The organism is Blastococcus sp. SYSU D00820 (genome assembly GCF_054050695.1).
The window spans coordinates 733,167-756,309 of sequence record NZ_JBJGZW010000001.1 but is presented as its reverse complement, the minus strand read 5'-3'; the positions used below and the strand labels follow the sequence as shown (position 1 = coordinate 756,309).

The window sequence follows — 23,143 nt, the reverse complement described above, 5'->3', positions numbered from 1 at the left end:
TTCTCAGTCGAAGGACTCCGCGCAGGTGCCGTAGTAGGGCTCGTCGGAGCGCCAGCCGCAGGTGCTGCCGTAGTCCTCGTACTCGCTGTCGAACGGCGACCGGGCGTACAGCCGGTCGCACGCGGAAAGGTCGCCCTCCGAGCAGGCGACCGCCAGGTCGTGCAGGTCGGGGTCGAAGTCGGCGCTGCCCGGGTCCACCGGTAGCGGAGTGGCGCCCTCGACGCCGGCGGGACCGCCCAGCTCCGGGGCGCTCCCGGCCACGACCAGCGCGGTCACCCCGATGACGCCGACCGCGAGGGCCGCCGCGGCGAGCGACCAGCCGATCCCACGGCCCGGCAGCGCTGCAGGGGCCGGCCGGTCGGGCCGGCCGACGGCGCGGCCGATGGCCCGCTCGGCCGATCGGCGCTCGCCGGCTCCGTACCACCGCCGCGAGGCCGGCAGCCCGGCGAGGACGGCGAGGGCCACCCCGGCGAGCAGCAGCGCTGCCGCCAGGCCGATGCGCAGCCCGTCGGCGTCCTCGAGGACGCTCCAGGCCAGCACCCCGGCCGCGCAGACCGCCAGCAGCACCCCGCCGAGGGTCAGCAGCCCACCGCCCCGGCGGGCCAGCGCGGCGACGATCCCGCCGGCCAGCACACCGGCGACCGGCACGGCGAGCACCGCCGGCAGCACGTCGGCGTCCGTGGGCTGCCACGACGACGCCGTGAGCAGGTCCGGTAGGCCGTCGACGAGCGCGGCGACCAGCACGCCGATCAGCGCGAGCACCCCGACGACGGCGGCGACGACCACCGGCGCCGGGGGCACCGGCAGCGGAGTGGGCGGCGGGCCCGGGGCCGGTGTCGGCGCGGGCGCCGCGGCGGGAGCGGCCGGCCAGGCCGGCTCGGGCTGCGGCTGCGGCTGCGGCTGCGGCCAGGGCGAACTCGCCGGCGGGGCACCCCAGGGCTGCCCGGGCCCCTGCTGCGGCCCGCTCACCGGGCACCGCCGGCCGACGCCGCCGCGGACCGGGCGCGCAGGTGGTCGAACACCGGCGCCAGGAGCAGGACGGCGAGCGCCACCAGCGCCACCACCATCGCGATCACGAGCATGACGCCCCCGCCTCCGGTGTCGATCTCGAACCAGTAGCTCTCCCCGCGCCGGCTCTCGTTCCGGTCCGCCAAGTCGCCGACGAAGGACGTCAGCACCCACCCGGCGCCCACGACCGCGCCGACGGCGCACACGGCGATCCCGGCGGCGACGGTCCGCAACCGCGCGTTCCACCGCGCGGCGAGGACCAGCGCACCGCCCACCAGCAGCAGCAGGGCCGCCCCGGCCAGCGCGAAGCCGTACCGCGGCGCGCCCTCCGCCGAGCCCTCGCCGTCGCTGGCGTCGAAGCCGCGCAGGACGAACTCGTAGTCCCCGATGTCGCCCCGTCCGTCCACGGAGTACAGCGTCAGGAAGGGCGCGATGGCGAGCAGGACGCCGGCAACCAGCAGCAGTGCGCCCGCGACCAGCCGCAGGAGACCGCCGACGTCCACCGGCGGCCGCGCCGGCGCCGGACCAGCCGGCGACTGTCCCCCCGGGGTCCAGGCGACCTGCGGCCCCGCGCCGGGCTGACCCGCCGGCGCCCAGGGGCCGCTCACCGGGCACCGCCCAGGGTCGCCAGGACGGCGGCCCGGCCGCGACGCGCGGTCAGCGCCGCGGCGAGGGCGAGCAGCGTCCCGGCCGCGAGGGCGACCGGCGCCGGACCCCAGCGGGTGACCAGGCCCTCCTGCCGCTCGTAGACCGACACGTCGGCCCAGCCGTAGGCCACGACGACCGCGGTCACCGCGGCGAGCAGGCCGGTGGCGCCGAGCGCCAGCTGCTGGGCTGCCGTCGACCACGGTCCGGGCGCGTCGGTGCGGGCGCCCAGCACGGCGGCGACCGCCGCACCGGCCAGCAGGACGACGGCGAGCACCACCGGCCCGAGCCACTGCACCGTCGTCTGCGGCTCGTCGAGGCCGGTGACGAACTCCCCGTAGGAGTAGACGGTCACGCTCCAGTCGCCGACGTCCTCGGTGGCCCGGACGGTGTCCAGGCTGAGCCCCAGCGAGAGCAGGCCGGACACCGCCGCCGCGACCGCCAGGCCGGCGGCCACCAGGCGGCCGCCCACCGGCCGCAGGACCCGGACCGTTCCCGGCTCCTGCTCCGCCGTCGTCACGTCCGTCCTCCGCCGCGCACCGTGCACCCCCGTCCGCCGCGCACACCCGGCGCGGACCGGGACTGTCTATCGGACCGCGCGTCCCCGTACCGCGGGACCCGCCGTCCGGCCGCGCAGACACGACCGCCCCGGCTCCCTGGAGAGGGAGCCGGGGCGGTCGAGGTGGATCAGGCGCAGGCCCGGGGCCGTCAGGCGCCGACGATCTCCCGCATGAGGCGGGCGGTCTCCGACGGGGTCTTGCCGACCTTGACGCCGGCGGCCTCGAGGGCCTCCTGCTTCGCCTGGGCGGTGCCGGCCGAGCCGGACACGATCGCACCGGCGTGGCCCATGGTCTTGCCCTCGGGCGCGGTGAAGCCGGCGACGTAGCCGACGACCGGCTTGGTCACGTTGGCCTTGATGAAGTCGGCGGCCCGCTCCTCGGCGTCCCCACCGATCTCACCGATCATCACGATGGCCTCGGTCTCCGGGTCGTCCTGGAAGGCCTGCAGGCAGTCGATGTGCGTGGTGCCGATGACCGGGTCGCCGCCGATGCCGACGCAGGTGGAGAAACCGATGTCACGGAGCTCGTACATCATCTGGTAGGTCAGCGTGCCCGACTTGCTGACCAGGCCGATCTTGCCCTGCTGGGTGATGTTGGCCGGGATGATGCCGGCGTTCGAGCGCCCGGGGCTGATCAGGCCCGGGCAGTTCGGGCCGATGATGCGGGTCGAGCCGCCCTGGGCGTGCGCCCAGAAGGAGGTCGAGTCGTGCACCGGGATGCCCTCGGTGATGACCACGGCCAGCCCGATCTGGGCGTCGACGGCCTCGATGACGGCGGCCTTGGCGCCGGCCGGCGGCACGAAGATGACGCTGACGTCGGCGCCGGTCTCCTTCATGGCCTCGCTGACGCTGCCGAACACCGGCACGCTGGCGCCGCCGTCGAAGTCGACGCTCTGGCCGGCCTTCTTGGGGTTCACGCCGCCGACGATCGCGGTGCCCGAGGCGAGCATGCGCTGGGTGTGCTTGCGCCCCTCGGAACCGGTCATGCCCTGGACGATGACCTTGCTGTTCTCGTTGAGGAAGATCGACATCTCTGGAGTCCTGTCGGTAAGGACCTCGTCCTCCTCACCCCTGACACGCTCGGGGTGAGCCTCTGGACGAGGCCGGAGGAGTATTAGGCGGCGAGCTCGGCGGCCCGGCGCGCGGCGCCGTCCATCGTGTCGACCACGGTCACCAGCGGGTGGTTGGCCTCGGCGAGGATGCGCCGGCCCTCCTCGACGTTGTTGCCGTCGAGCCGGACCACCAGCGGCTTGGTGGCCTCGTCGCCCAGGATCCCCAGGGCCGAGACGATGCCGTTGGCGACGGCGTCGCAGGCGGTGATGCCGCCGAAGACGTTGACGAAGACGCTCTTGACGGCCGGGTCGGAGAGGATGATCTCCAGGCCGTTGGCCATCACCTCGGCGGAGGCGCCGCCGCCGATGTCGAGGAAGTTGGCCGGCTTGACGCCGCCGAACTCCTCGCCGGCGTAGGCCACGACGTCCAGGGTGCTCATGACCAGGCCGGCGCCGTTGCCGATGATCCCGACCTCGCCGTCGAGCTTGACGTAGTTGAGGTCCTTCTCCTTGGCGCGGGCCTCGAGCGGGTCGGCCGCGGCGACGTCCTCGAACGCGGCGTGCTCGGTGTGCCGGAAGGAGGCGTTCTCGTCGAGGGTGACCTTCGCGTCGAGGGCCAGCACGGTGCCGTCGGGCGCCTTGGCCAGCGGGTTGACCTCGACGAGGGTGGCGTCCTCCTTGCTGAAGACGTCCCACAGCTGGACGGCGATGGCGATGACCTGGTCGCGCACCTCGGGGGCGAAGCCGGCGGCGTCGACGATCTCGGCGGCCTTGGCGCTGTCCACGCCGACGGTCGCGTCGACGGGGATGCGGGCGAGCGCCTCGGGCCGCTCGACGGCGAGCTGCTCGATCTCCATGCCGCCCTCGACGCTGGCCATGGCCAGGAAGGTGCGGTTGGCGCGGTCGAGCAGGTAGGAGAAGTAGTACTCCTCGGCGATGTCGCTGGCCTGGGCGACCATCACGCGGCGGGTGATGTGTCCCTTGATGTCCAGGCCGAGGATGTCCTGGGCGCGCGCCTTGGCGTCCTCGGGGTTGTCGGCGAGCTTGACGCCGCCGGCCTTGCCGCGGCCACCGGTCTTGACCTGGGCCTTCACGACGACGGTGCTGGCGATCTCCCGTGCGATCGCCTCGGCCTGCTCGGGTGTCTCGGCGACGCCGCCGGGCAGCACGGGGACACCGTGCGAGGCCAACAGGTCACGGGCCTGGTACTCGAAGAGATCCACGAACAGGCACGGTATCGCCCGCGTAACCCCGTCGTCGCATCGGCGTTGGAGGGGGTGGTCGGCATCACAGGGTGCCGTCACCCGTCCGAGCTCCGGCCCGGGCCCCGAGGTCCCCCGACGACGAGGAGCCCCCTCCGTGCGCCGTGCCACCACCGTCCTCCTGACCGGTCTGCTGGCCACCGGCGTGACCTCGGCGTTCGCGCCGGCCGCCACCGCCGCCGCCGACGTCGTCCCCCGGGACCTGACGATCACCGTCACCGGCCTGGGCACCGAGCAGCGCACCTGCAGCATCGACGCCGACCTCTACCTGCCGCCCGGGGCGAGCGCGTCGCGGCCGGTGCCCGCGGTGCTGGCGACGAACGGCTTCGGTGGCACCAAGGCCGACCAGGCCGACCTCGCCCAGGGGCTGGCCGAGCACGGCTACGCCACGCTGTCCTACACCGGCCTGGGCTTCGTCGACGGCGACCTGTGCCCGATCACCCTGGACGACCGCGAGCACGACGGCGCCGCGGCCGGACAGCTGCTGCGCTTCCTCGGCGGCGACCCGGCGATCGTCGCGGTCGACGACGCCACCGGCCGGCGGGTCACCGTGACGGAGGTGGTCCGGGAGGACGGGCCGGACGGACGGCGGTACGACCCCGCCGTCGGCATGGTGGGCGGCTCCTACGGCGGCCAGATCCAGTTCGCGACGGCCGGATACGAGCGGTCGGCCGGCACCGACCGGCTCGACGCGATCGTGCCGATGATCACCTGGAACGACCTCGCCTACTCGCTGGACCCGAGCAACAGCGGCTTCACCCCCGGGCAGTCGGTCACCTCGGCGCAGTCCGGGGTCTTCAAGTACCAGTGGGCGGTGCTGTTCACGGTGCTCGGCGCGGTGAACGGCGTCCAGGACCTCCCGTCGCTGGCCGACCCGGTGCAGTGGCGCAACGTCGTCACCGACAACTGCGGCAACTTCGACCCGCAGGTGTGCACCGCGCTGCTCGAGGTCGGCACCCAGGGCTTCGCCAGCGCCGCCTCGATCGACTTCCTGCGGTCCAACTCGGTGTCCAGCTACATCGGCGACATCCGGGTGCCTACCCTGCTGGCCCAGGGCCAGGCCGACACCCTGTTCAACCTGCAGGAGGCGGTCGCCACCTACACCCGGCTGAAGGCCCAGCGCACCCCGGTGTCGATGGTCTGGCACTCCTGGGGGCACAGCGGGATGGATCCCGTCGCCGGCGAGCTGGACATGCGGCACCCGGCCGACAGCTACCAGGGCCGGCAGATCCTCGCCTGGCTCGACCGCCACGTGGCCGGCGACCGGTCCGCGCCGCAGGTGCCGGCGTTCTCCTACTTCCGCGACTGGGCCTACACCGGCCCGGAGAGCATCGACGAGGCCTACACCGAGGCCGGCCGGTTCCCCGTGGGCACGCCCCGCACGCTGTACCTCTCCGGCGGCGGCCCGGCCGGTGGCTCCCTGGTGCCCTCCGCCGCGCAGGTGACGCCGGGCACCAGCGGCTACGGCAGCGTCACCCCGATCGGCCCGAACTACACCGAGACGTCCTACCTCGACCAGTCGCTGCCGGTCACCGACCCGCCGGGGACGGCGATCCGGTTCGCCACCGATCCGCTGACCGCACCCCTGGACGTCGTCGGCTCGCCGGTGCTGACCGTGCAGCTGGACGCGCCCGCCGTGGCCGCCACCCAGCTGGCCGGCCCGGGCGGGCAGCTGGTGCTGTTCGCCAAGGTCTACGACATCGGTCCCGACGGCGCGGTCGAGCTGCCGCACCGGCTGGTCAGCCCGGTCCGCGTCGGCGACGTCACCCGCCCGGTGACCATCGAGCTGCCGGCGATCGTGCACCGGTTCGAGCCCGGGCACCGGCTGGCCGTCGTCCTCGCCGGCGGCGACTCCGCCTACCGCGGATCGACCCTCCCCCAGCAGGTCGCCCTGTCCACCGGCCCCGGCCGGGTGCAGCAGCTGACCCTGCCGGTCACCCCCTGAGGGTCACGTCCCGCCGGCGGTGCGGGCGCGCAGCCAGGCGACGACGTCGTCCGGCGGGGTGCCCGGGGGGAAGTCGCGGACGCCGTCCGGGAGCTCGCCCGCCACCCCGATGGTGAACAGCGCGACGTCGTCGGCGCCCTGCTCGCGCAGCAGGGCGCCAACGCGCGCCAGTACCTCGGCGGGCGCGCCGGCGAGGCCGAGCGCGTCCGCGTCCTCCTGGACGACGGTGGCCGCCAGCGGCGCGGCGGCCGGTGCCCGGTCCGTGTAGACGACCTCGGCCCCGGCGTCGCGCAGGCAGCGGGCGAGGACGACGGCGGCGGGGTCCTCCCCGCCGCCGGAGTCGGCGACGACCACGCGCAGACGCTCCTCGGCCACGGCCGGAGCGTAGGTGGGCGGCTCAGGCGCCGGCCGGCCGCCCGCGGCGGAGCCGCCACGCCAGGACGGTGAGCCCGGCGTAGCCGCAACCGGCGACCAGGAGCCCGGCGCCGGGGAGCGTCCACTCGAGGTCCTCGGAGACGACGGCGTCGCGGGCGCCGGTCAGCCCCAGCGACAGCACGACCGCGGCGATGGCGAGCAGGCCGCCGACGGTGGCCAGGCGCGGCCGCAGCGAGGGTGCGAGCACCGAGCAGAGCACCACGGCACCGGCCAGCAGCAGGCCACCGAGCAGGGCCAGGCCGGGCCGCTCGAGGAGGGCCTGCGGCCCGGGCTGCTCGACGACGGTCTGCACCAGGGTCGCCGGGTCGGTGACCAGCCGGTCCGGGACGTCGGCGGCCGGCAGCGCCAGGCACAGCACGGTGCCCACGCCCAGCAGGCCGGCGAGCCCGGCCAGCCCCGGCCGGGCGGGGTCGAGCGTGCCGCCGTCCTCCATGACGGTGCGGCCCCAGGTGCCCGCGGCCACCGCGCCGGCCAGCACGGTGAGGCCGAGCCCGGCCAGGGCGAGCCACCAGCCGGCCCCGGGGCGGACGGAGCTGGTCAGCAGCCACTCGCCGGCCAGCACCTCCTCACCCGGGCGCAGCGTGGACGACGATCCGCGGTAGACCTCCAGCAGCAGCGAGCCGAGCGAGAGCGCACCGGCGATCGCGGCGTAGGACAGGCCGAACTTCGGGATCCGCCCGCCGGCGAGCACCCCGCCGACCGCGAGCGACACCAGCGGGACCAGCAGGGTGACCAGCACACCGCCCAGCCCGGTGGCCAGCGAGATCGCGCGCCCCCCGACGACCAGGTAGGTGGGCACCACGGCGGCCGCGCCGGCGAGCCCGGCCAGGACGAGCAGCGCCCCGGCGACCCGGGCGCCGACCGGGGGATCGCCCAGCACCAGCGCCTCCGTGGCCGCCGGGCGGGCCTCCGGACGCCCGGCACCGCGGGCGGACCCCCGGCGCGGAGAGACCGCCCCCGCGCTGCGGCCGGAGCCGGACCGCGACCGCGCGTCGGCGGCCGAGCCGCGCCGTCCGGCCGGTGCGCGGTCCCGGCCGGAGCCGGTGCGCCGGGCCGAGCCGGTGCGGGGAGAGCCGGTGCGGGGGGAACCGTCGCGGGGTGGCACGGGTCCTCCTTCGGTCGGGATGGTCACGAACGGGACTCGAGAGGCCGGAGACCGGGACGGTTGTGTGACGTGTGACACACGAGGGCATTACCGTCGGGTGAACGGAGCACATCAGTGCTCGCCCGCCCGAGGCGCCGAGCCCCGGCACCGACGGCGGGTCCACACGGGGAGGAAGCCGTCATGCGCCCGCTCAGCGACCCCGAGTCGGCACCAGCGTCGCACACCGCGGGCACTGCGGAGGGTGCGCCACGGGGTGTCCTCCGGGCACTGGCGACACCCGCGACCCTGACCGGCGGCATCACCGAGCTGGCCCTCGTCGGGGCACACGTCCTCATGTACCCGCTGGGCACGCGGATGGAGCAGCTGCGCCCCGACCCGAGCCGCCGGCCCGGTGAGCAGCCCCCCGGCGTGCGCGCCCTCTTCGCCGCCGATCCGCTGGCCGCCCGGGTACCCGTCCTGCTGGTGCACGGCCTGGTCGACAACCGGTCGATCTTCACGGTGATGCGCCGGACCCTGCGCAAGCGCGGCTTCGCCCACGTCTGCACCTGGAACTACAGCCCGCGGCTGGACTGCGCCGCCCGCGGAGCCGCCGATCTGGCCGAGCACGTCGAGCGGATCTGCCGGCAGACCGGGCACGACCGCGTGCACGTCGTCGGGCACAGCCTGGGCGGCCTGATCAGCCGCTACTATGTGCAGCGGCTCGGCGGCGGCCGGCGGGTGGCGAGCCTGACCACCCTGGGCACCCCGCACGGAGGATCGGTCCTGGCCCACCTGCTGCCCACCCCCCTGGGCCGCCAGCTGCGGCCGGGGTCGAGCCTGCTGGGCGAGCTCGCCGAGCCGGCGCCGGGCTGGCGCACGCCGCTGACCGCCGTCTACAGCGACCTGGACCAGCTCGTGCTGCCGACCAGCGCCGGCCGCTGCGACCACCCCGACCTCGGCGCCCGCAACGTGCTGGTGCGGGGCGTGGGGCACATGTCGCTGCCCTTCTCGCGCAGCGTCGTCCACGAGGTGACCGCCACGCTCGCCGGCCTCCGCGCGCCCGCGCCCGCCGAGGCCGCGGTCGCCTGACCGGTCGTCCGCCGCCGAGACGCGTCTCACCGTCTGGAGACAAAGCGACACGCTCGGTCAGCTCCCGGGCGATGGCCTGACTGACGGTTACGGTCTGATCACGGCGCCGGTACCCACCGGCGGGCGGATCGCCAGACCGCCCCAGCCGCCGTCGCTCCCCCGGCGGGCTGCTGCGAAGCAGCCGGCGGGCGGGCACCAACGGGAGGGTGCAGCGTGTCTCGCCAGTCCGGTCCCGCGCTCCTCGAGCGGCCCGGGACCTCGCGCGAGCTCCCCGAGCCCGCCGAGGTCACCGCACCCGCCGCAGCCCCCGCCGCCGACGCCCCCGCCGCCGACGACGCCCCGGCCCGCCGCCGCCTCCCCCGCCCGCCGGGCAAGCGCGGGCCGCTCTGGCTGGCCGCCCTGGTCACCGGGGCCCTGATCGCCGGTGTGCCCGGCCTCTTCGGCTTCGGCGAGGCGCCGGCACCGATCACCGCCGACGCCGCCGACTACGGCCTCGGCATCGCCTCCGACATCGGCCTCACCGGGGACATGGAGGACGCCGGCGTCCGCCGCGGCATCACCGAGGCCGAGGCGCAGGCCCGCCTGGGCGAGCTCGCCGCCTCCCGAGCCGCGCGCACGCCCACCACCGTCGCGCCGGTGGCCAACGCCCGCATGACCACCTGCTTCTGCCAGCGCTGGGGCTCGATGCACTACGGCGTCGACCTCGCCGCGCCGCTGGGCACGCCCATCTACGCCGCCGTCGACGGCGTCGTGATCCGCGCCGGCCGCGCCTCCGGCTACGGCAACGCCATCTACATCCAGGACGCCGACGGCGACGTGCACATCTACGGCCACATGCGCTACTACAGCGTCGAGGCCGGCGACATCGTGCACGCCGGCGACGAGATCGCCAAGGTCGGCAGCGAGGGCCAGTCCACCGGCCCCCACCTGCACTACGAGATCCACCGCGGCGGCATGGACGGCCGGCGGATCGACCCCGAGGAGTACCTCGCCGAGCGCGGCGTGATCATCTGATCGGGCTCTGCCCGATCACCGCGGCCAGGTGACGTCCCCGTCGTGAGTTGAGCCCTCCTCGCCGCTCGTCAGGGGACCCTCCGGGTCCCGCTGCCTCGTGGCGTCTCGCGGAGCGGCTCACCGTCGGGTCCGCGACTGCCTGCAGCACCGACTGACAGGCGCGGGCTCCAGGACCCCCGTCGGGGAACCCTCCGGGTCCCCGCACCGGGGGTCCTAGAGCTTGACGAGGGGGGCGTAGCGCAGGACCAGGCGCTTGGTGCCGCCGCTGCCGAAGTCGACCGTCGCCTGGGCCTTGTCGCCCACGCCGTTGACCTCCACCACCGTGCCGAGCCCGAACGCGTCGTGGCTGACCCGGTCGCCCACCTCCACGGAGATGACCGCCCGGTTGCCCGCGCCGCCGCGCAGGCCGCCGGTCGACAGGCCGGTGGCCGCGACCCGCTGCTGGGCCGAGCGGTAGCCGGTACTCGGAGCGGGGGTGGGCTCCTTGCCCTCCCACTCCACGGTGTCCGGCGGCAGCTCGTCGAGGAACCGGGACGGCGGGTTGTACGCCGGCTGCCCCCAGCTCGTGCGCACCGTCGCCCGCGAGAGGAACAGCCGCTGCTGGGCGCGGGTGATGCCCACGTAGGCCAGCCGCCGCTCCTCCTCCAGCTCCCGCGGGTCGCCCAGGGCCCGCAGGTGCGGGAAGACGCCGTCCTCCAGGCCGGTCAGGAAGACGACCGGGAACTCCAGGCCCTTGGCGGTGTGGAGGGTCATCATCGTGACCACGCCGGCCTCGTCGCCGGACACGGGGATCTGGTCGGCGTCGGCCACCAGCGACACCTGCTCGAGGAAATCGGTGACCGTGCCCTCGGGGCTGGCCGCCTCGAACTCCGCGGCCACGCTGATCAGCTCGTTGAGGTTGTCGACGCGGCCCTCGTCCTGCGGATCGGTGCTGGCCGAGAGCTCGGCGAGGTAGCCGGTGCGGTCGAGGATGCTCTCCAGCAGCGCGGCCGGCCCCGAGCCGGTCTCCACCAGCTGCTCGAACTCCTCGAGCAGCGCGACGAACTCCTCGATGTTCTTCCGCGACCGGACGGCGAGGGTCTCGACCTCGCTGCAGCGGCGCAGCGCCGAGGCGAACGCGATCCGCTCCCGGTCGGCGAACTGCTCGATGCAGGCCTCGGCCCGCTCGCCGATGCCGCGCTTCGGGACGTTGATGATCCGCCGCAGGCTGACCACGTCGGCCGGGTTGGCGACCACCTTCAGGTAGGCCAGCGCGTCGCGGACCTCCTTGCGCTCGTAGAAGCGCACCCCGCCGACGACCTTGTAGGGCATGCCGACGCGGATGAACACCTCCTCGAACACCCGGGAGGCGTTGTTGGTGCGGTAGAAGACCGCGATGTCCTTGGGCTGGACGGCGCCGCCGTCCACCAGCTCGTCGATGCGCTCGGCGACCCAGGCGGCCTCGTCGTGCTCGTTCTCCGCGACGTAGCCCGTGATCAGCTCGCCGTCGCCCGCGTCGGTCCACAGGTTCTTGGGCCGGCGGCCGGTGTTGCGGGAGATGACCTGGTTGGCCGCCTTGAGGATCCGCTGGGTGGAGCGGTAGTTCTGCTCCAGCAGAATCGTGGTGGCCTCGGGGTAGTCGCGCTCGAACTCGTCGATGTTGCGGATCGTGGCGCCGCGGAAGGCGTAGATCGACTGGTCGGCGTCGCCGACGACGCACAGCTCGGCCGGCGGCACCGGCCCGCCCGGCGGCCCGACCAGCTCGCGGACCAGCACGTACTGCGCGTGGTTGGTGTCCTGGTACTCGTCGACCAGCACGTGCCGGAACCGGCGGCGGTAGTGCTCGGCGACGTCGGGGAACGCCTGCAGCAGGTGCACCGTGGTCATGATCAGGTCGTCGAAGTCCAGCGCGTGCGCCTGGCGCAGCCGCTGCTGGTAGAGCGTGTACGCCTGGGCCAGCACCTTCTCCGGCGGCGTCGTCGGGACGTAGCTCTCCTCGTCGACGAGCTCGTTCTTCAGGTTCGACACCTGCGCGGCGAGGCTGCGGCCGGGATAGCGCTTGGCGTCCAGCTCCAGGTCGCGGGCGACCATCGTCATGAGCCGCACCGAGTCGCCCTGGTCGTAGATCGTGAACGACGACTTCAGGCCCAGCTTGGCCGCCTCGGCGCGCAGGATGCGCACGCACATCGAGTGGAACGTCGACACCCACATGGCCCGGGCGCGCGGCCCGACCAGGTGCGCCACCCGCTCCTTCATCTCGCCGGCGGCCTTGTTGGTGAAGGTGATCGCCAGCACCTCGCCCGGCTGCACCCCGCGCGCGCCCAGCAGGTAGGCGATGCGGTGGGTGAGCACCCGGGTCTTGCCCGAGCCGGCCCCGGCGACGATGAGCAGCGGGCTGCCCTCGTGGACGACGGCCTGGCGCTGCGGCCCGTTGAGGCCGGCGAGCATGCGGTCGAGCTCCCGGCCCACCGACCCCGAGGCCGTGCGCTGGAGCGAGGCGGTTCCGGGGAGGGCCTGCTGGACGCTCATGCCGGGGCCCCCGCGGGGACGTGGAGCGCCAGCGGAGCGTCGTCGTGGGGTGGGCTCATAGCCACACCACTGTAGTTCGGACGGGTGACAGCTCCGGTCGGCGCCGGACCACCCCCCTGGAGGTCAGCGCCGCTGCCGGCTGGCGGCGATCAGCGCGTGCGGCGAGGTGTCCACGGCGAACCAGTTCGCGATCCCGGCGTCCTCACCCGGCCGCGACCACGCCACCGCGACGTGCAGGGCGACGGTCGCGCCGGCCGGGAGAGCGGGCAGCAGCCAGCCGAGCTCGTGGGTCGTCCTCGCGAAGACCCCGGAACCGGTCACCTCGACGTCGGAGAACGCACCCCGCCACTGCTCCGGGAACGTGTGCTCGTCCACCCAGGCCTCGAGCAGGTCGTCGCCCGGCCCGCCGACCGTGAGCACCCAGTCGGGGGTCTCGTACAGGCACGCGGCCAGGTACTGACCGTCGTCCGGGCTGCCCTGCAGGCCCTCGGGAAGGGACGCCACGACCTCGATGGGCGCGGTCGCCCGCGGGCATGCGACGGTCACCACGACACCCCAGCTCGCGGTCACGCGGTACTGCGGCATGCCCTCGAGGCCGTCGTACGGCGTCACCAGCACCTCGACGGCGGGCCCGTCCTCGGCGGGCCACCGGGACAGCAGGCCGCCCGCCGGTGTCGAGGTCGGCTCAGCCGGGGGCCGGCGCACCGCACCGCGGTGGCCGACCGACACCTCCAGCGGACCGAGCGGCGTCGCGAGGACGACGGCGCACGCCACGTCCCCGGAGATCGGATCGGCCTGTTCCTCGGGAATCACGGCTGCCGATCGGCCCCCTCGTCGCACCGCCGTCGGCGCGCGTGGCACACTACGGGCGTGCTGCTTCCCAGCTCCAGCTTTACCTACGGCCACCGGGTTCCGGTGTCCGTCACCGCTGGCTGAGCAACCGCCGCAACAGACGCCCCGGGCCCGAGGAGCCCGGGGCGTTCGTGTGTCCGGGGTCCGACGGCCGAACCGCCACCAGGAGGACCCCATGACCACCGCCACCACCGCGCCCGTCGACGACGCCACCACCCGCATCGCCGCGCTGCGCGAGCAGATCGACGCCTGCGACGCCGAGATCATCGAGCTGGTCCGCCGCCGGCTGGAGGTCTCCCGCGAGATCGGTGCCCTGCGCGCCGCCTCCGGTGGCACCCGGCTGTCGCTGTCGCGCGAGTCGCAGGTGATCGCCCGCTTCCGCAGCGCGCTGGGCGACGAGGGCGCCGCGCTCGGGATGATGCTGCTCCGCCAGGGCCGCGGCCGGCTCTGAGCGGGCCTTCTAGGCTCCGGACGTGACCCTGCCCCCGCCCCGGAAGCCCGCCGAGCACGTCGAGCGCGCCCTGTGCGTGCTCGCCCACCCCGACGACGTCGACTTCGGCAGCGCCGGGACGGTCGCCACCTGGACCTCGGCCGGCACCGAGGTCACCTACTGCATCGTCACCGACGGCGACGCGGGCGGGTTCGACGAGACCCCGCGCGAGCAGATGGGGCCGCTGCGGCAGGCCGAGCAACGCGCCGCCGCGGCGGCGGTCGGCGTCACCGACGTGCGCTTCCTGGGCTATCCCGACGGCCGGCTGGAGCTGACCCTCGACATGCGCCGCGACATCGCCCGGGTCATCCGCCAGGTGCGGCCGCAGCGGGTGCTGACCAGCTCACCGGAGCGGTTCTACGAGCGGATCGGCGCCAGCCACCCCGACCACATGACGGTCGGGGAGTCGACGCTGCGGGCGGTCTACCCCGACGCCCGCAACCCGTTCGCCTTCCCGGAGCTGCTGGCCGACGAGGGCCTGGACGCGTGGACGGTGTCGGAGGTGTGGCTGGGCGCCAGCCCGCGGCCCGACCACGCCGTCGACGTCACCGACGTCGTGGAGCTGAAGTACGCCGCGCTGAAGAGCCACGTCACCCAGGTCTCCCACCGCGACGACCTCGAGGTGTTCGTCGGCGGGTGGATGGCGCAGACCGCGCGCACCTTCGGCCTGCCGGCGGGGCGGCTGGCCGAGGCGTTCCACGTCGTCTACACCGAGTGACGCTCACAGCAGCCGGTTGGTCGCCGCCCAGCGGGTCAGCTCGTTGCGGTTGGACAGCTGCAGCTTGCGCAGCACGTTCGACGCGTGCGACTCGACGGTCTTCACCGAGATGAACAGCCGCGAGCCGATCTCGCGGTAGGTGTAGCCGCGGGCCAGCAGCTGCATCACCTCGCGCTCCCGGGCCGACAGCAGGTCCAGGCCGGGGTCGGTCGCCGGGTCGGCCGACGGCGCGGCGGGCGCGCCGGAGGCGGCGAAGGCGTCGAGCACGAACCCGGCCAGCCGGGGGCTGAAGACGACGTCGCCGTCGGCCACCCGCTGCACCGCGGCCCGCAGGTCGGGTCCGGAGATCGTCTTGGTCACGTACCCGCGGGCGCCGGCGCGGATGACGGCGATGACGTCCTCGGCGGCGTCGGACACCGACAGCGCCAGCCAGCGGACGTCGGGCAGCTCGGCCCGCAGGGCCTCCAGCACCGCCCGGCCGCCCCCGCCGGGCAGGTGCACGTCGAGCAGGACGACGTCCGGGACGGCCGACCGGATCCCGGTCACCGCCGACTCGACGTCGGCCGCCTCGCCGACGATCTGCACCTCGTCGCCGAGCTCCGCGCGCACGCCCGAGCGCACCATGGCGTGGTCGTCGACGAGGAAGACCCGCGGCCCGCCTCCCGTCACTGGGCCTCCCTGGGCAGCAGCAGCTCCACCTCGGTCCCCTCCCCCGGCGCCGAGCGCACGGTCGCCGTCCCCCCGAGCCGGGTCAGCCGCCCGGTCACCGAGTCCCGCAGGCCGCGCCGGTCGGCGGGGACCGCCGCCGGGTCGAAGCCCGCGCCGCGGTCGCGCACGAAGACCGACGCCTGCTGCGGGGTCACCTCGGTGTACAGGTCCGCCGACGCCGCACCGGAGTGCTTCGCCGCGTTCACCAGCGCCTCCCGCGCCGCCGCCCCCAGCGCGACGAGCCCGTCGTCCACCGGCGCGTCGCCGACCACCACGGGATCGACGGTCAGCGCGTGGTCGGCCTCGACCTCGGCGACCATCGCCGACACCAGCCCGGCCCAGGTGCCGCCGGCGGACTTCTCCGGCTCGTACAGCCAGGTGCGCAGCTCGCGCTCCTGGCTGCGGGCCAGCCGGGCGACCGCCTGCTGGTCGCCGGCGTGGCGCTGGATGAGGGCCAGCGTCTGCAGCACCGAGTCGTGCAGGTGCGCGGCGACCGCGGCCCGCTCCTCCGAGCGGATCCGGGCGGTGCGCTCGAGCTCCCGGGAGGTGAGCAGCCGGCGCCAGATCGGTGCGGTCGCCAGCGCGATGCCGACCAGGATGACCAGGGTCGCGGCGAAGCCGTTGCGGGCGTTGGCCAGCTGGCCGGTGGTCGCCAGCAGCAGCAGGACGCCGGCGCCGGCGACCGCCACGCCGCCGGCCAGCACCCAGCGCACGCCCGGGCGGGCCAGCGTGCGGTCGGTGTCCAGCTGCCGCCAGATGACGGCCAGGCCGCCGCCGACGAGCAGCAGGGGGAAGATCAGGTCGCTGTCGCCCCAGGTGGCGAGGTTGGTGACCAGCACCAGCGCGCCCACCCCGAGGAACGCCAGGCCCACGGTCTGCCGCCGGCTCGGTTCGGCCACGGGCGCGGCCGTGGGCGGCGCGTCGACCGTCGCCACCGGCATGAAGAACCACAGCAGCGCGTAGGCCACGACGCCGATGCCGGTCACGGCCAGGACGACGAACGCGACCCGCACGACGAGCGGATCGGCCCGCAGGTGCGCCGCCGTGCCGGACGCCACCCCGGCCAGCATCCGGCCCGAGCGCGGGCGCGCCAGGGGCGGCCGGTCGGGGACGGCGAGCGCCGTCCCGCTCCCGGGCAGGGTGGTGGTCATGGCGCCGATCGTCGCACCGGCGCCCCCTCCCGCGGCACCGGGAACCCCCCGGTCGCAGGGACCAGGGTCGGATGGGGGCGTTCCCTGATGGATCGGCGGCCGCGCCCGGCGCAGGCTCCTCCCATGACATCCGCACCGCCCCCCGCACCGCCGTCGGTGGACCCGCCGGGCGCCGACTGGCCGCCGCCCCCGCCGTCCGCCCCCGTGCCGGACCGACCCGTGCTGCGCCGCAGCCGCACCGACAAGATGGCCGGCGGCGTGGCCGGCGGCCTGGCCGAGTACAGCGGGATCGACCCGCTGCTCTGGCGGGTCGGCTTCGTCGCCCTGACCCTCGCCGGCGGCGCCGGCGTGCTGGTCTACCTGCTGCTGTGGGTGCTCCTGCCGGCCGGCGCCGGCCAGGGCGCGCCGGCGGCACGAGCCGGCCGGGCGCCGCGCGAGCCGCGCTCCCCCGTCGCCGGGCTCACCCTCGCCGCCACGCTGATCGTCGTCGGGCTGCTGGCCGGGTTGACCCGCCTGACCGACTGGGACCCCGGGCCCCGGGGCTTCCTCGGCGGCGCCCTGCTGGTGGTCGGCCTGGGCCTGGTCGCCGCGGCGTTCACCGGCGGCCGGACGGCGAAGGGTGGGCTGATCGCCCTGGGCGTCGTCCTCTCCCTGGCGCTGGTGTTCGCCTCCAGCGTGCCGTGGGCCGACGGCGCCGGGGTCGGTGACCGCACCTACCGGCCGGCCTCGGCGGCCGAGGTGCGCGACACCTACCGGCTGGGCGCGGGTGACATGACCGTCGACCTGAGCCGGGTCGACGTCTCCGACCTGGACGAGCCGATCCGCCTGACCGTCGAGCACGGGGTCGGCGACCTCGACGTGGTGCTGCCCCGCGAGGCCGACGTGCAGCTGGACGTGGACGCCGGCGTCGGGCAGGTCGAGGTCTTCGACGTCGGCTCGTCCGACGGCGGGTTCTTCCCGGGCACCGGCTCCGGCCGGGACGTCGGGGACGACGAGGCCGAGATCATCCTGTCCATCGAGCACGGCGTGGGCGACCTGGAGGTGTCCCGTGGCTGACTACAGCGAGTTCCCGACCACCCCGACCGCCTGGCAGGAGCGCGCGCTCCAGGACATGATGCCAGTCGCCGTCGAGACCGCGCCCACCCCGCCCGCGCGCCGGGGGGTCGACCTCACCGCGCTGGTGCCGGGCCTGGTGTTCGTCGTCCTGGCCGTGTTCGGCCTGGCCGGCGCGGCGCTCCCCCTGGGGCTGTTCGAGGACGGCGGCATCCTGTGGCTGGTGCTGGTCCTCGCCGGGGTCTGGCTGCTGTTCAGCGAGCTGCGGCGGTCGCGCCGCCGGCACTGATCCGCCCGGTCCGGGGGCGGACGGGGAACGAGGGCCCGGGGAGCACCGCTCCCCGGGCCCTCGCCGCGTCCGGCGGAACTCGCGACGGGCTCTCCGCGTGGAGAGGACGTGCGCCTGGCCGCGATCGTGCTGCTGGTCACCGGCCTGCTCGCCGCCTGCGGCGACCGCGGCGCCGGCAGCCCGGACGTCGTCGGGTCCTGGCAGTTCGCCGACGGCACCGCCGACGGGGCCGCCCTCCCCCGGCCCGCCGGAGCGGGCGCGACGCTGGAGGTGACCCCCGGCGAGCTGCGCGGCCGCAGCTTCTGCAACTCGTTCTCCGCCGGCTACCGGCAGGACGGCGACTCGATCGCGCTCGACGGGCTGGGCGGCACCGAGATGGGGTGCGAGCCCGAGCTCATGGCCGCGGAGAGCGCCTTCCTCGGCGCCCTGGGCCGGATCACGACGGCGGCGCGGGACGGCGCCGACCTGGTGCTGACCGGCGACGGCGTCCGGCTGCGGTTCACCCCGGTGGTCCCCGCGCCGGACCGGGACCTCGCCGGCACCCGCTGGGTGCTCGACACCCTCGTGGACGGCCGGACGGCCTCGTCCACGGTCTCGAGCGCGGCGCCCGGCACGCTGGAGCTCGCACCCGGCGGCCCGGTGACCGGCTCGACCGGCTGCAGGGGCTTCGTCGGCACCTGGGAGACCGCCGGTGACGTCCTCACCCTGGTGGTGGACCGTGACGACGTCGGCTGCCCGGACGACCTCGGCCGCCAGGACGCGCACGTGCTGGCCGTGCTCGACAGCGGCCCGCGGTGGACCGTCGCGGCCGACCGGCTCACCCTCACCGCCGACGACGGCCGGGGCCTGGGCTACCGCGCCGGCTGACCGCAGGCCCCGCGCCGGGCGTCAGCGAGGGGTGGGGGGCAGCGGGGTCCTCACTCCCACTCGATGGTGCCCGGCGGCTTGCTCGTCACGTCCAGGACCACGCGGTTGACCTCGGCCACCTCGTTGGTGATGCGGGTGGAGATCCTCGCCAGCACGTCGTAGGGCAGGCGGGTCCAGTCGGCGGTCATCGCGTCCTCGCTGGACACCGGCCGCAGCACGATCGGATGGCCGTAGGTGCGCCCGTCGCCCTGGACGCCCACCGAGCGGACGTCGGCCAGCAGCACGACCGGGCACTGCCAGATCTCGGTGTCCAGCTTGGCGGCGGTCAGCTCGGCGCGGGCGATCGCATCGGCCTGGCGCAGCACGTCGAGCCGCTCGCGGGTGACCTCGCCGACGATGCGGATGCCCAGCCCCGGCCCGGGGAACGGCTGGCGCTGCACGAGGGTGTCGGGCAGGCCGAGCTGGCGGCCGACCTCGCGCACCTCGTCCTTGAACAGCGTGCGCAGCGGCTCGACCAGCGTGAAGGTGAGGTCCTCGGGCAGCCCGCCGACGTTGTGGTGGCTCTTGATGTTCGCCGTCCCGGTGCCGCCGCCGGACTCGACGACGTCGGGGTACAGCGTGCCCTGCACCAGGAAGTCGACGGTCTCGCCGTGCGCCTGGGCGTCGGCGACGACGTCGAGCGCGGCCTGCTCGAAGACCCGGATGAACTCGCGGCCGATGATCTTCCGCTTCTGCTCCGGATCGCTCACCCCGGCCAGCGCGGACAGGAACTGCTCGCCGGCGTCGACCACCCGCAGGTCGGCGCCGGTGACGGCGACGAAGTCCCGCTCGATCTGCTCGGTCTCGCCCTGCCGCATGAGGCCGTGGTCGACGTAGACGCAGGTGAGCCGGTCGCCGATGGCGCGCTGGACCAGTGCGGCGGCGACGGCGGAGTCCACCCCGCCGGAGAGCCCGCAGATGGCCCGCCGGTCCCCGATCTGCTCGCGGATCCGCTCGACCTGCTCGTCGACGACGTTGGCCATCGTCCAGGTGGGCTCGAGGCCGGCGATGTCGAAGAGGAAGTGCTCGAGCACCGTCTGGCCGTGCGCGGTGTGCCGCACCTCGGGGTGGAACTGCACCCCGGCCAGCTTCCGGTCGACGTCCTCGAACGCCGCGACCGGCGCGCCGGTGGACGTCGCGGTCACGGTGAACCCGGGCGGGGCCTCCGCGACGGCGTCCCCGTGGCTCATCCACACCGACTGCTCCACCGGCAGGTCGCCGAACAGCCGGCCCGTGGTGGTGACGGTCAGCGGGGTGCCGCCGTACTCGCGGTCGCCGGTGCGGGCGACGGTGCCGCCGAGGGTCTGCGCCATGGCCTGGAAGCCGTAGCAGATGCCGAACGCGGGGGTGCCCGCCTCGAACAGCGCCGGGTCGACCTGCGGGGCACCCGGCTCGTAGACGCTCGACGGGCCGCCGGACAGCACGATCGCCGCCGGCTTGCGGGCGAGGATCTCCTCGGCGGGCGTCGTCGAGGGCACCAGCTCCGAGTACACGCCGGCCTCGCGGATCCGCCGGGCGATGAGCTGGGCGTACTGGGCGCCGAAGTCGACGACCAGGACGGTCGGGAAGTCCATCAGGACTCGCCGTCCCCGCCGATGACCAGGTCGACCCGCTGGAACTCCTTGAGGTCGCGGTAGCCGGTCTTGGCCATGGTCCGGCGCAGCGCACCGAAGAGGTTGGTGCGCCCGTCGGCGGTCTCCGCCGGGCCCAGCAGCAGCTGCTCCAGCGACCCGGCCGGCGGCACGGCCGGGGAGGCGCCACCGCGGGGCAGCCGCGGGTGCGCGGCCACCGAGTCCCACCAGACGCCGCCGGCCGGCGCCTCGGCCGCCGCGCGCAGCGGCTCGCCGAGCTGGACGGCGTCGGCTCCGCAGGCCAGCGCGCGGGCGATGGCGCCGCTGGTCTCGATGCGGCCGTTGGCGATGACGTGCACGTACCGGCCGCCGGTCTCGTCGAGGTAGTCGCGGCGGGCGGCCGCGGCGTCGGCGATGGCGCTGGCCAGCGGCACGCGGATGCCCATGACGGCGTCGCCGGTGGAGAAGCTGTCGGCACCGACGCCGACGATCACGCCGGCCGCGCCGGTGCGCATCAGGTGCAGGGCCGTCGTGTAGTTCGCCGCCCCGCCGACGATCACGGGGACGTCGAGGTCGGCGATGAACTCCTTGAGGTTGAGCGCGTCGCCCTGGGTGGTGACGTGCTCGGCGGAGACGATCGTGCCCTGGATGACCAGCAGGTCCACCCCGGACGCCAGCACCGTGGGCGCCAGCTGGAGCGTGTGCTGCGGGGAGACGCGGACCGCGGTGGTGACCCCGGCGTCGCGCATCTCCTTGACCCGGGCGGCGATCAGGTCGGGCTTGACCGGCTCGCCGTAGACCTGCTGGAGCAGCGAGACCGGCGGCGGGCCGTCGGCGGCGGCCTCCCGCAGCTGCCGGTAGACCGGCGCCGGGTCGTCGTAGCGGGTCCACAGGCCCTCGGCGTTGAGCACGCCGAGCCCGCCGGCCTGGCCGACGGCGACCGCGGTGGCCGGGCTGACGACGGCGTCGCTGGGGCTGGTGACCAGCGGGATGTCGAAGCGGAAGGCGTCGATCTGCCAGGCGGTGGAGACGTCGTCGACGTCCCGGGTGCGCCGGGACGGCACGATCGAGACCTCGTCGAGGTCGTAGCCGCGTCGGGCGAACCGGTTGAGACCGATCTCGACGGTGTCACGGGCAGGCATGGTCAGCGGCCTCGGTAGTTGGGGGCTTCGGCGGTCATCTGGATGTCGTGCGGGTGGCTCTCGACCAGGCCGGCGGAGGTGATGCGGGTCAGCTGCCCGCGCTCCTGCAGGTCGGCGACGGTCGCCGCGCCGGCGTAGCCCATCGACGCGCGGAGCCCGCCGACGAGCTGGTGGGCCACGCCCGCGAGCAGGCCGCGGTAGGGCACCTGGCCCTCGATGCCCTCGGGGACGAGCTTGTCGTCGGAGAGGACGTCGTCGGCGAAGTACCGGTCGCGGCTGTAGGACTGGTTGCCGCGCTTCTGCATCGCGCCCAGCGATCCCATGCCGCGGTAGGTCTTGTACTGCTTGCCGTTCATGAAGACCAGCTCGCCCGGGGCCTCCTCGACGCCGGCGAACAGCCCGCCGATCATCACGGTGTCGGCGCCGGCGACCAGGGCCTTGGCGATGTCGCCGGAGTACTGCAGGCCGCCGTCGGCGATGACCGGCACACCGGCCGGCCGGGCGGCCAGCGAGGCCTCGTAGATGGCGGTGATCTGCGGAACGCCGACGCCGGCGACCACGCGGGTGGTGCAGATCGAGCCGGGGCCGACGCCGACCTTGACCGCGTCGACGCCGGCGTCGACCAGGGCCTGCGCGCCCGCGCGGGTGGCGACGTTGCCGCCGACCACCTGCACGCCGCCGTCCCCGCCGAAGTCCTTGCGCACCCGGGCGACCATGTCGAGCACCGCGCGCTGGTGGCCGTGCGCGGTGTCGACGACGAGCACGTCGACCCCGGCCTCGACCAGCAGGCCCGCGCGCTTGTAGGCGTCGTCGCCGACGCCCAGGGCCGCGCCCACGACCAGCCGGCCGTCGGCGTCCTTGGTGGCGTTCGGGTACTGGTCGCGCTTGACGAAGTCCTTGACGGTGATCAGGCCGCGCAGCCGGCCCGCGTCGTCGACGATCGGCAGCTTCTCGATCTTGTGCTTGGACAGCAGCCGCAGCGCGGTGTCGGCATCGACCCCGACCGGCGCGGTGACCAGCGGCATCGGCGTCATCACGTCGCGGACGAGCCGGTTCTGGTCGGTCTCGAAGCGCATGTCGCGGTTGGTGCAGATGCCGACGAGCACGCCGTCGGCGTCGACGACGGGGGCGCCGGAGATGCGGTAGCGGCCGGAGAGGGCGTCGACCTCGGCGAGGGTGTTGTCCGGCGAGCAGGTGACCGGGTTGGTGACCATGCCGGCCTCCGACCGCTTGACCAGGTCGACCTGGCCGGCCTGCTCCTCGGCGGCGAGGTTGCGGTGCAGGATGCCGACGCCGCCGACGCGGGCCATGGCGATGGCCATGCGCGCCTCGGTGACGGTGTCCATCGCGCTGGAGACCAGGGGCACCGCCAGGCGGATGCCGCGGGTGAGCCGGCTGCTGGTGTCCACCTCGGCGGGGACGACGTCGGACGCCCCCGGGATGAGCAGGACATCGTCGTAGGTGAGGCCGAGCGGCGCGAACTTCGCCGGCAGCTCGGGTACGAAATCGTCGGGCCGCATTGGGAAGCCGCCACCCCTCCGGGATCGGTCTGCGCCCTGCTGGGCGCGCGGGGAACCGCCCCCGATCGTAGGCGGCGGGGTGTGGGGGGCGGTCTTTCCCCTCGGGGACGGTTACCGTGGACCCTCGGGCGTGCCGCCCCGG

Annotated in this window: 22 protein-coding genes; 8 read left to right on the top strand and 14 right to left on the bottom strand. The window is 75.0% G+C overall.

The genetic code is table 11. The features are described 5' to 3' along the window. Nucleotides 1-3: 3 nt before the first annotated feature. The 5 genes from ACI79R_RS03710 to sucC all read right to left on the bottom strand — a co-directional run bounded on the left by ACI79R_RS03710 (nucleotide 4) and on the right by sucC (nucleotide 4,487). Nucleotides 4-969 carry a hypothetical protein gene (locus tag ACI79R_RS03710; protein WP_456572213.1) on the bottom strand — a complete coding sequence of 322 codons (966 nt, stop codon included), beginning with the start codon at nucleotides 967-969 and terminating at the stop codon, nucleotides 4-6. Continuing rightward, nucleotides 966-1,616, bottom strand: a complete 651-nt coding sequence (locus tag ACI79R_RS03705; RefSeq protein ID WP_456572212.1) for a hypothetical protein — start codon at nucleotides 1,614-1,616, stop codon at nucleotides 966-968. The genes ACI79R_RS03710 and ACI79R_RS03705 overlap by 4 nt, the downstream gene beginning before the upstream one ends. Then, nucleotides 1,613-2,173, bottom strand: a complete 561-nt coding sequence (locus ACI79R_RS03700) for a hypothetical protein (protein ID WP_456572211.1) — start codon at nucleotides 2,171-2,173, stop codon at nucleotides 1,613-1,615. The genes ACI79R_RS03705 and ACI79R_RS03700 overlap by 4 nt, the downstream gene beginning before the upstream one ends. A gap of 188 nt (nucleotides 2,174-2,361) precedes the next feature. Further along, on the bottom strand, nucleotides 2,362-3,243 hold the full coding sequence (gene sucD / locus ACI79R_RS03695; protein WP_456572210.1) for a succinate--CoA ligase subunit alpha: 882 nt from the start codon (nucleotides 3,241-3,243) through the stop codon (nucleotides 2,362-2,364). An 83-nt stretch (nucleotides 3,244-3,326) separates the two neighbouring features. Further along, on the bottom strand, nucleotides 3,327-4,487 hold the full coding sequence (gene sucC / locus ACI79R_RS03690; protein ID WP_456572209.1) for an ADP-forming succinate--CoA ligase subunit beta: 1,161 nt from the start codon (nucleotides 4,485-4,487) through the stop codon (nucleotides 3,327-3,329). Between the two features lie 136 nt (nucleotides 4,488-4,623). Between sucC and ACI79R_RS03685 the strand changes: the two genes are divergently transcribed. Next, a complete protein-coding gene (locus ACI79R_RS03685; RefSeq protein WP_456572208.1) occupies nucleotides 4,624-6,471 on the top strand; it encodes a CocE/NonD family hydrolase in 1,848 nt (615 codons plus the stop codon). 3 nt (nucleotides 6,472-6,474) lie between these two features. Here ACI79R_RS03685 and ACI79R_RS03680 read toward each other — a convergent pair whose 3' ends face one another. Together ACI79R_RS03680 and ACI79R_RS03675 are read right to left on the bottom strand one after the other, a co-directional pair. After that, nucleotides 6,475-6,846: a methylmalonyl-CoA mutase gene (locus ACI79R_RS03680; protein ID WP_456572207.1), complete on the bottom strand. Its 372-nt coding sequence runs from the start codon at nucleotides 6,844-6,846 to the stop codon at nucleotides 6,475-6,477. Between the two features lie 22 nt (nucleotides 6,847-6,868). Beyond that, complete coding sequence (locus ACI79R_RS03675; RefSeq protein WP_456572206.1) at nucleotides 6,869-8,011, bottom strand: hypothetical protein; 1,143 nt, start codon at nucleotides 8,009-8,011, stop codon at nucleotides 6,869-6,871. A gap of 180 nt (nucleotides 8,012-8,191) precedes the next feature. Here ACI79R_RS03675 and ACI79R_RS03670 point away from each other — a divergent pair, with 180 nt between their 5' ends. Continuing rightward, entirely contained in the window at nucleotides 8,192-9,079 is an 888-nt protein-coding gene (locus ACI79R_RS03670; protein WP_456572205.1) for an esterase/lipase family protein, read from the top strand. A 213-nt stretch (nucleotides 9,080-9,292) separates the two neighbouring features. After that, nucleotides 9,293-10,093 (top strand): M23 family metallopeptidase, encoded by an 801-nt coding sequence (locus ACI79R_RS03665; protein ID WP_456572204.1) that lies wholly within the window; start codon nucleotides 9,293-9,295, stop codon nucleotides 10,091-10,093. Nucleotides 10,094-10,306: 213 nt separating this feature from the next. On the opposite strand, the gene pcrA is transcribed toward ACI79R_RS03665, so the two are convergent. Together pcrA and ACI79R_RS03655 are read right to left on the bottom strand one after the other, a co-directional pair. Beyond that, entirely contained in the window at nucleotides 10,307-12,601 is a 2,295-nt protein-coding gene (gene pcrA / locus ACI79R_RS03660) for a DNA helicase PcrA (RefSeq protein WP_456572203.1), read from the bottom strand. A 123-nt stretch (nucleotides 12,602-12,724) separates the two neighbouring features. Next, a complete protein-coding gene (locus ACI79R_RS03655; protein ID WP_456572202.1) occupies nucleotides 12,725-13,414 on the bottom strand; it encodes a hypothetical protein in 690 nt (229 codons plus the stop codon). A 214-nt stretch (nucleotides 13,415-13,628) separates the two neighbouring features. Here ACI79R_RS03655 and ACI79R_RS03650 point away from each other — a divergent pair, with 214 nt between their 5' ends. Both ACI79R_RS03650 and ACI79R_RS03645 read left to right on the top strand, forming a co-directional pair. Next, nucleotides 13,629-13,904, top strand: a complete 276-nt coding sequence (locus ACI79R_RS03650; protein ID WP_456572201.1) for a chorismate mutase — start codon at nucleotides 13,629-13,631, stop codon at nucleotides 13,902-13,904. A 22-nt stretch (nucleotides 13,905-13,926) separates the two neighbouring features. Then, a complete protein-coding gene (locus ACI79R_RS03645) occupies nucleotides 13,927-14,661 on the top strand; it encodes a PIG-L deacetylase family protein (protein ID WP_456572200.1) in 735 nt (244 codons plus the stop codon). Nucleotides 14,662-14,664: 3 nt separating this feature from the next. On the opposite strand, the gene ACI79R_RS03640 is transcribed toward ACI79R_RS03645, so the two are convergent. Together ACI79R_RS03640 and ACI79R_RS03635 are read right to left on the bottom strand one after the other, a co-directional pair. Then, nucleotides 14,665-15,330 carry a response regulator gene (locus ACI79R_RS03640; RefSeq protein WP_456572199.1) on the bottom strand — a complete coding sequence of 222 codons (666 nt, stop codon included), beginning with the start codon at nucleotides 15,328-15,330 and terminating at the stop codon, nucleotides 14,665-14,667. Next, complete coding sequence (locus ACI79R_RS03635) at nucleotides 15,327-16,520, bottom strand: ATP-binding protein (RefSeq protein ID WP_456572198.1); 1,194 nt, start codon at nucleotides 16,518-16,520, stop codon at nucleotides 15,327-15,329. The genes ACI79R_RS03640 and ACI79R_RS03635 overlap by 4 nt, the downstream gene beginning before the upstream one ends. Before the next feature lie 123 nt (nucleotides 16,521-16,643). Between ACI79R_RS03635 and ACI79R_RS03630 the strand changes: the two genes are divergently transcribed. From ACI79R_RS03630 to ACI79R_RS03620, 3 genes are all read left to right on the top strand, one after another. Next, complete coding sequence (locus ACI79R_RS03630) at nucleotides 16,644-17,576, top strand: PspC domain-containing protein (RefSeq protein ID WP_456572197.1); 933 nt, start codon at nucleotides 16,644-16,646, stop codon at nucleotides 17,574-17,576. Continuing rightward, nucleotides 17,569-17,862: a hypothetical protein gene (locus tag ACI79R_RS03625; protein ID WP_456572196.1), complete on the top strand. Its 294-nt coding sequence runs from the start codon at nucleotides 17,569-17,571 to the stop codon at nucleotides 17,860-17,862. Before ACI79R_RS03630 ends, ACI79R_RS03625 begins: the two co-directional genes overlap by 8 nt. Nucleotides 17,863-17,970: 108 nt before the next feature. After that, on the top strand, nucleotides 17,971-18,729 hold the full coding sequence (locus ACI79R_RS03620) for an META domain-containing protein (RefSeq protein ID WP_456572195.1): 759 nt from the start codon (nucleotides 17,971-17,973) through the stop codon (nucleotides 18,727-18,729). Nucleotides 18,730-18,779: 50 nt separating this feature from the next. Here ACI79R_RS03620 and guaA read toward each other — a convergent pair whose 3' ends face one another. From guaA to guaB, 3 genes are read right to left on the bottom strand one after another with little or no spacing between them, the layout of a single operon-like run. Next, nucleotides 18,780-20,342, bottom strand: a complete 1,563-nt coding sequence (gene guaA, locus ACI79R_RS03615) for a glutamine-hydrolyzing GMP synthase (RefSeq protein ID WP_456572194.1) — start codon at nucleotides 20,340-20,342, stop codon at nucleotides 18,780-18,782. Next, the gene (locus ACI79R_RS03610; RefSeq protein WP_456572193.1) at nucleotides 20,342-21,481 is read right to left on the bottom strand and encodes a GuaB3 family IMP dehydrogenase-related protein; all 1,140 of its coding nucleotides are present in this window, start codon (nucleotides 21,479-21,481) and stop codon (nucleotides 20,342-20,344) included. The genes guaA and ACI79R_RS03610 overlap by 1 nt, the downstream gene beginning before the upstream one ends. A gap of 2 nt (nucleotides 21,482-21,483) precedes the next feature. Further along, the gene (guaB, locus tag ACI79R_RS03605) at nucleotides 21,484-23,001 is read right to left on the bottom strand and encodes an IMP dehydrogenase (RefSeq protein WP_456572192.1); all 1,518 of its coding nucleotides are present in this window, start codon (nucleotides 22,999-23,001) and stop codon (nucleotides 21,484-21,486) included. Nucleotides 23,002-23,143: the final 142 nt, after the last annotated feature.

Bases quoted from the DNA above. Each gene is read 5' to 3' on its own strand.
- guaB (WP_456572192.1), bottom strand. From the start codon at position 23,001: ATGCGGCCCGACGATTTCGTACCCGAGCTGCCGGCGAAGTTCGCGCCG.
- ACI79R_RS03630 (WP_456572197.1), top strand. From the start codon at position 16,644: ATGACATCCGCACCGCCCCCCGCACCGCCGTCGGTGGACCCGCCGGGC.
- ACI79R_RS03610 (WP_456572193.1), bottom strand. From the start codon at position 21,481: ATGCCTGCCCGTGACACCGTCGAGATCGGTCTCAACCGGTTCGCCCGA.
- ACI79R_RS03650 (WP_456572201.1), top strand. From the start codon at position 13,629: ATGACCACCGCCACCACCGCGCCCGTCGACGACGCCACCACCCGCATC.
- ACI79R_RS03635 (WP_456572198.1), bottom strand. From the start codon at position 16,520: ATGACCACCACCCTGCCCGGGAGCGGGACGGCGCTCGCCGTCCCCGAC.
- ACI79R_RS03670 (WP_456572205.1), top strand. From the start codon at position 8,192: ATGCGCCCGCTCAGCGACCCCGAGTCGGCACCAGCGTCGCACACCGCG.
- pcrA (WP_456572203.1), bottom strand. From the start codon at position 12,601: ATGAGCGTCCAGCAGGCCCTCCCCGGAACCGCCTCGCTCCAGCGCACG.
- guaA (WP_456572194.1), bottom strand. From the start codon at position 20,342: ATGGACTTCCCGACCGTCCTGGTCGTCGACTTCGGCGCCCAGTACGCC.
- sucD (WP_456572210.1), bottom strand. From the start codon at position 3,243: ATGTCGATCTTCCTCAACGAGAACAGCAAGGTCATCGTCCAGGGCATG.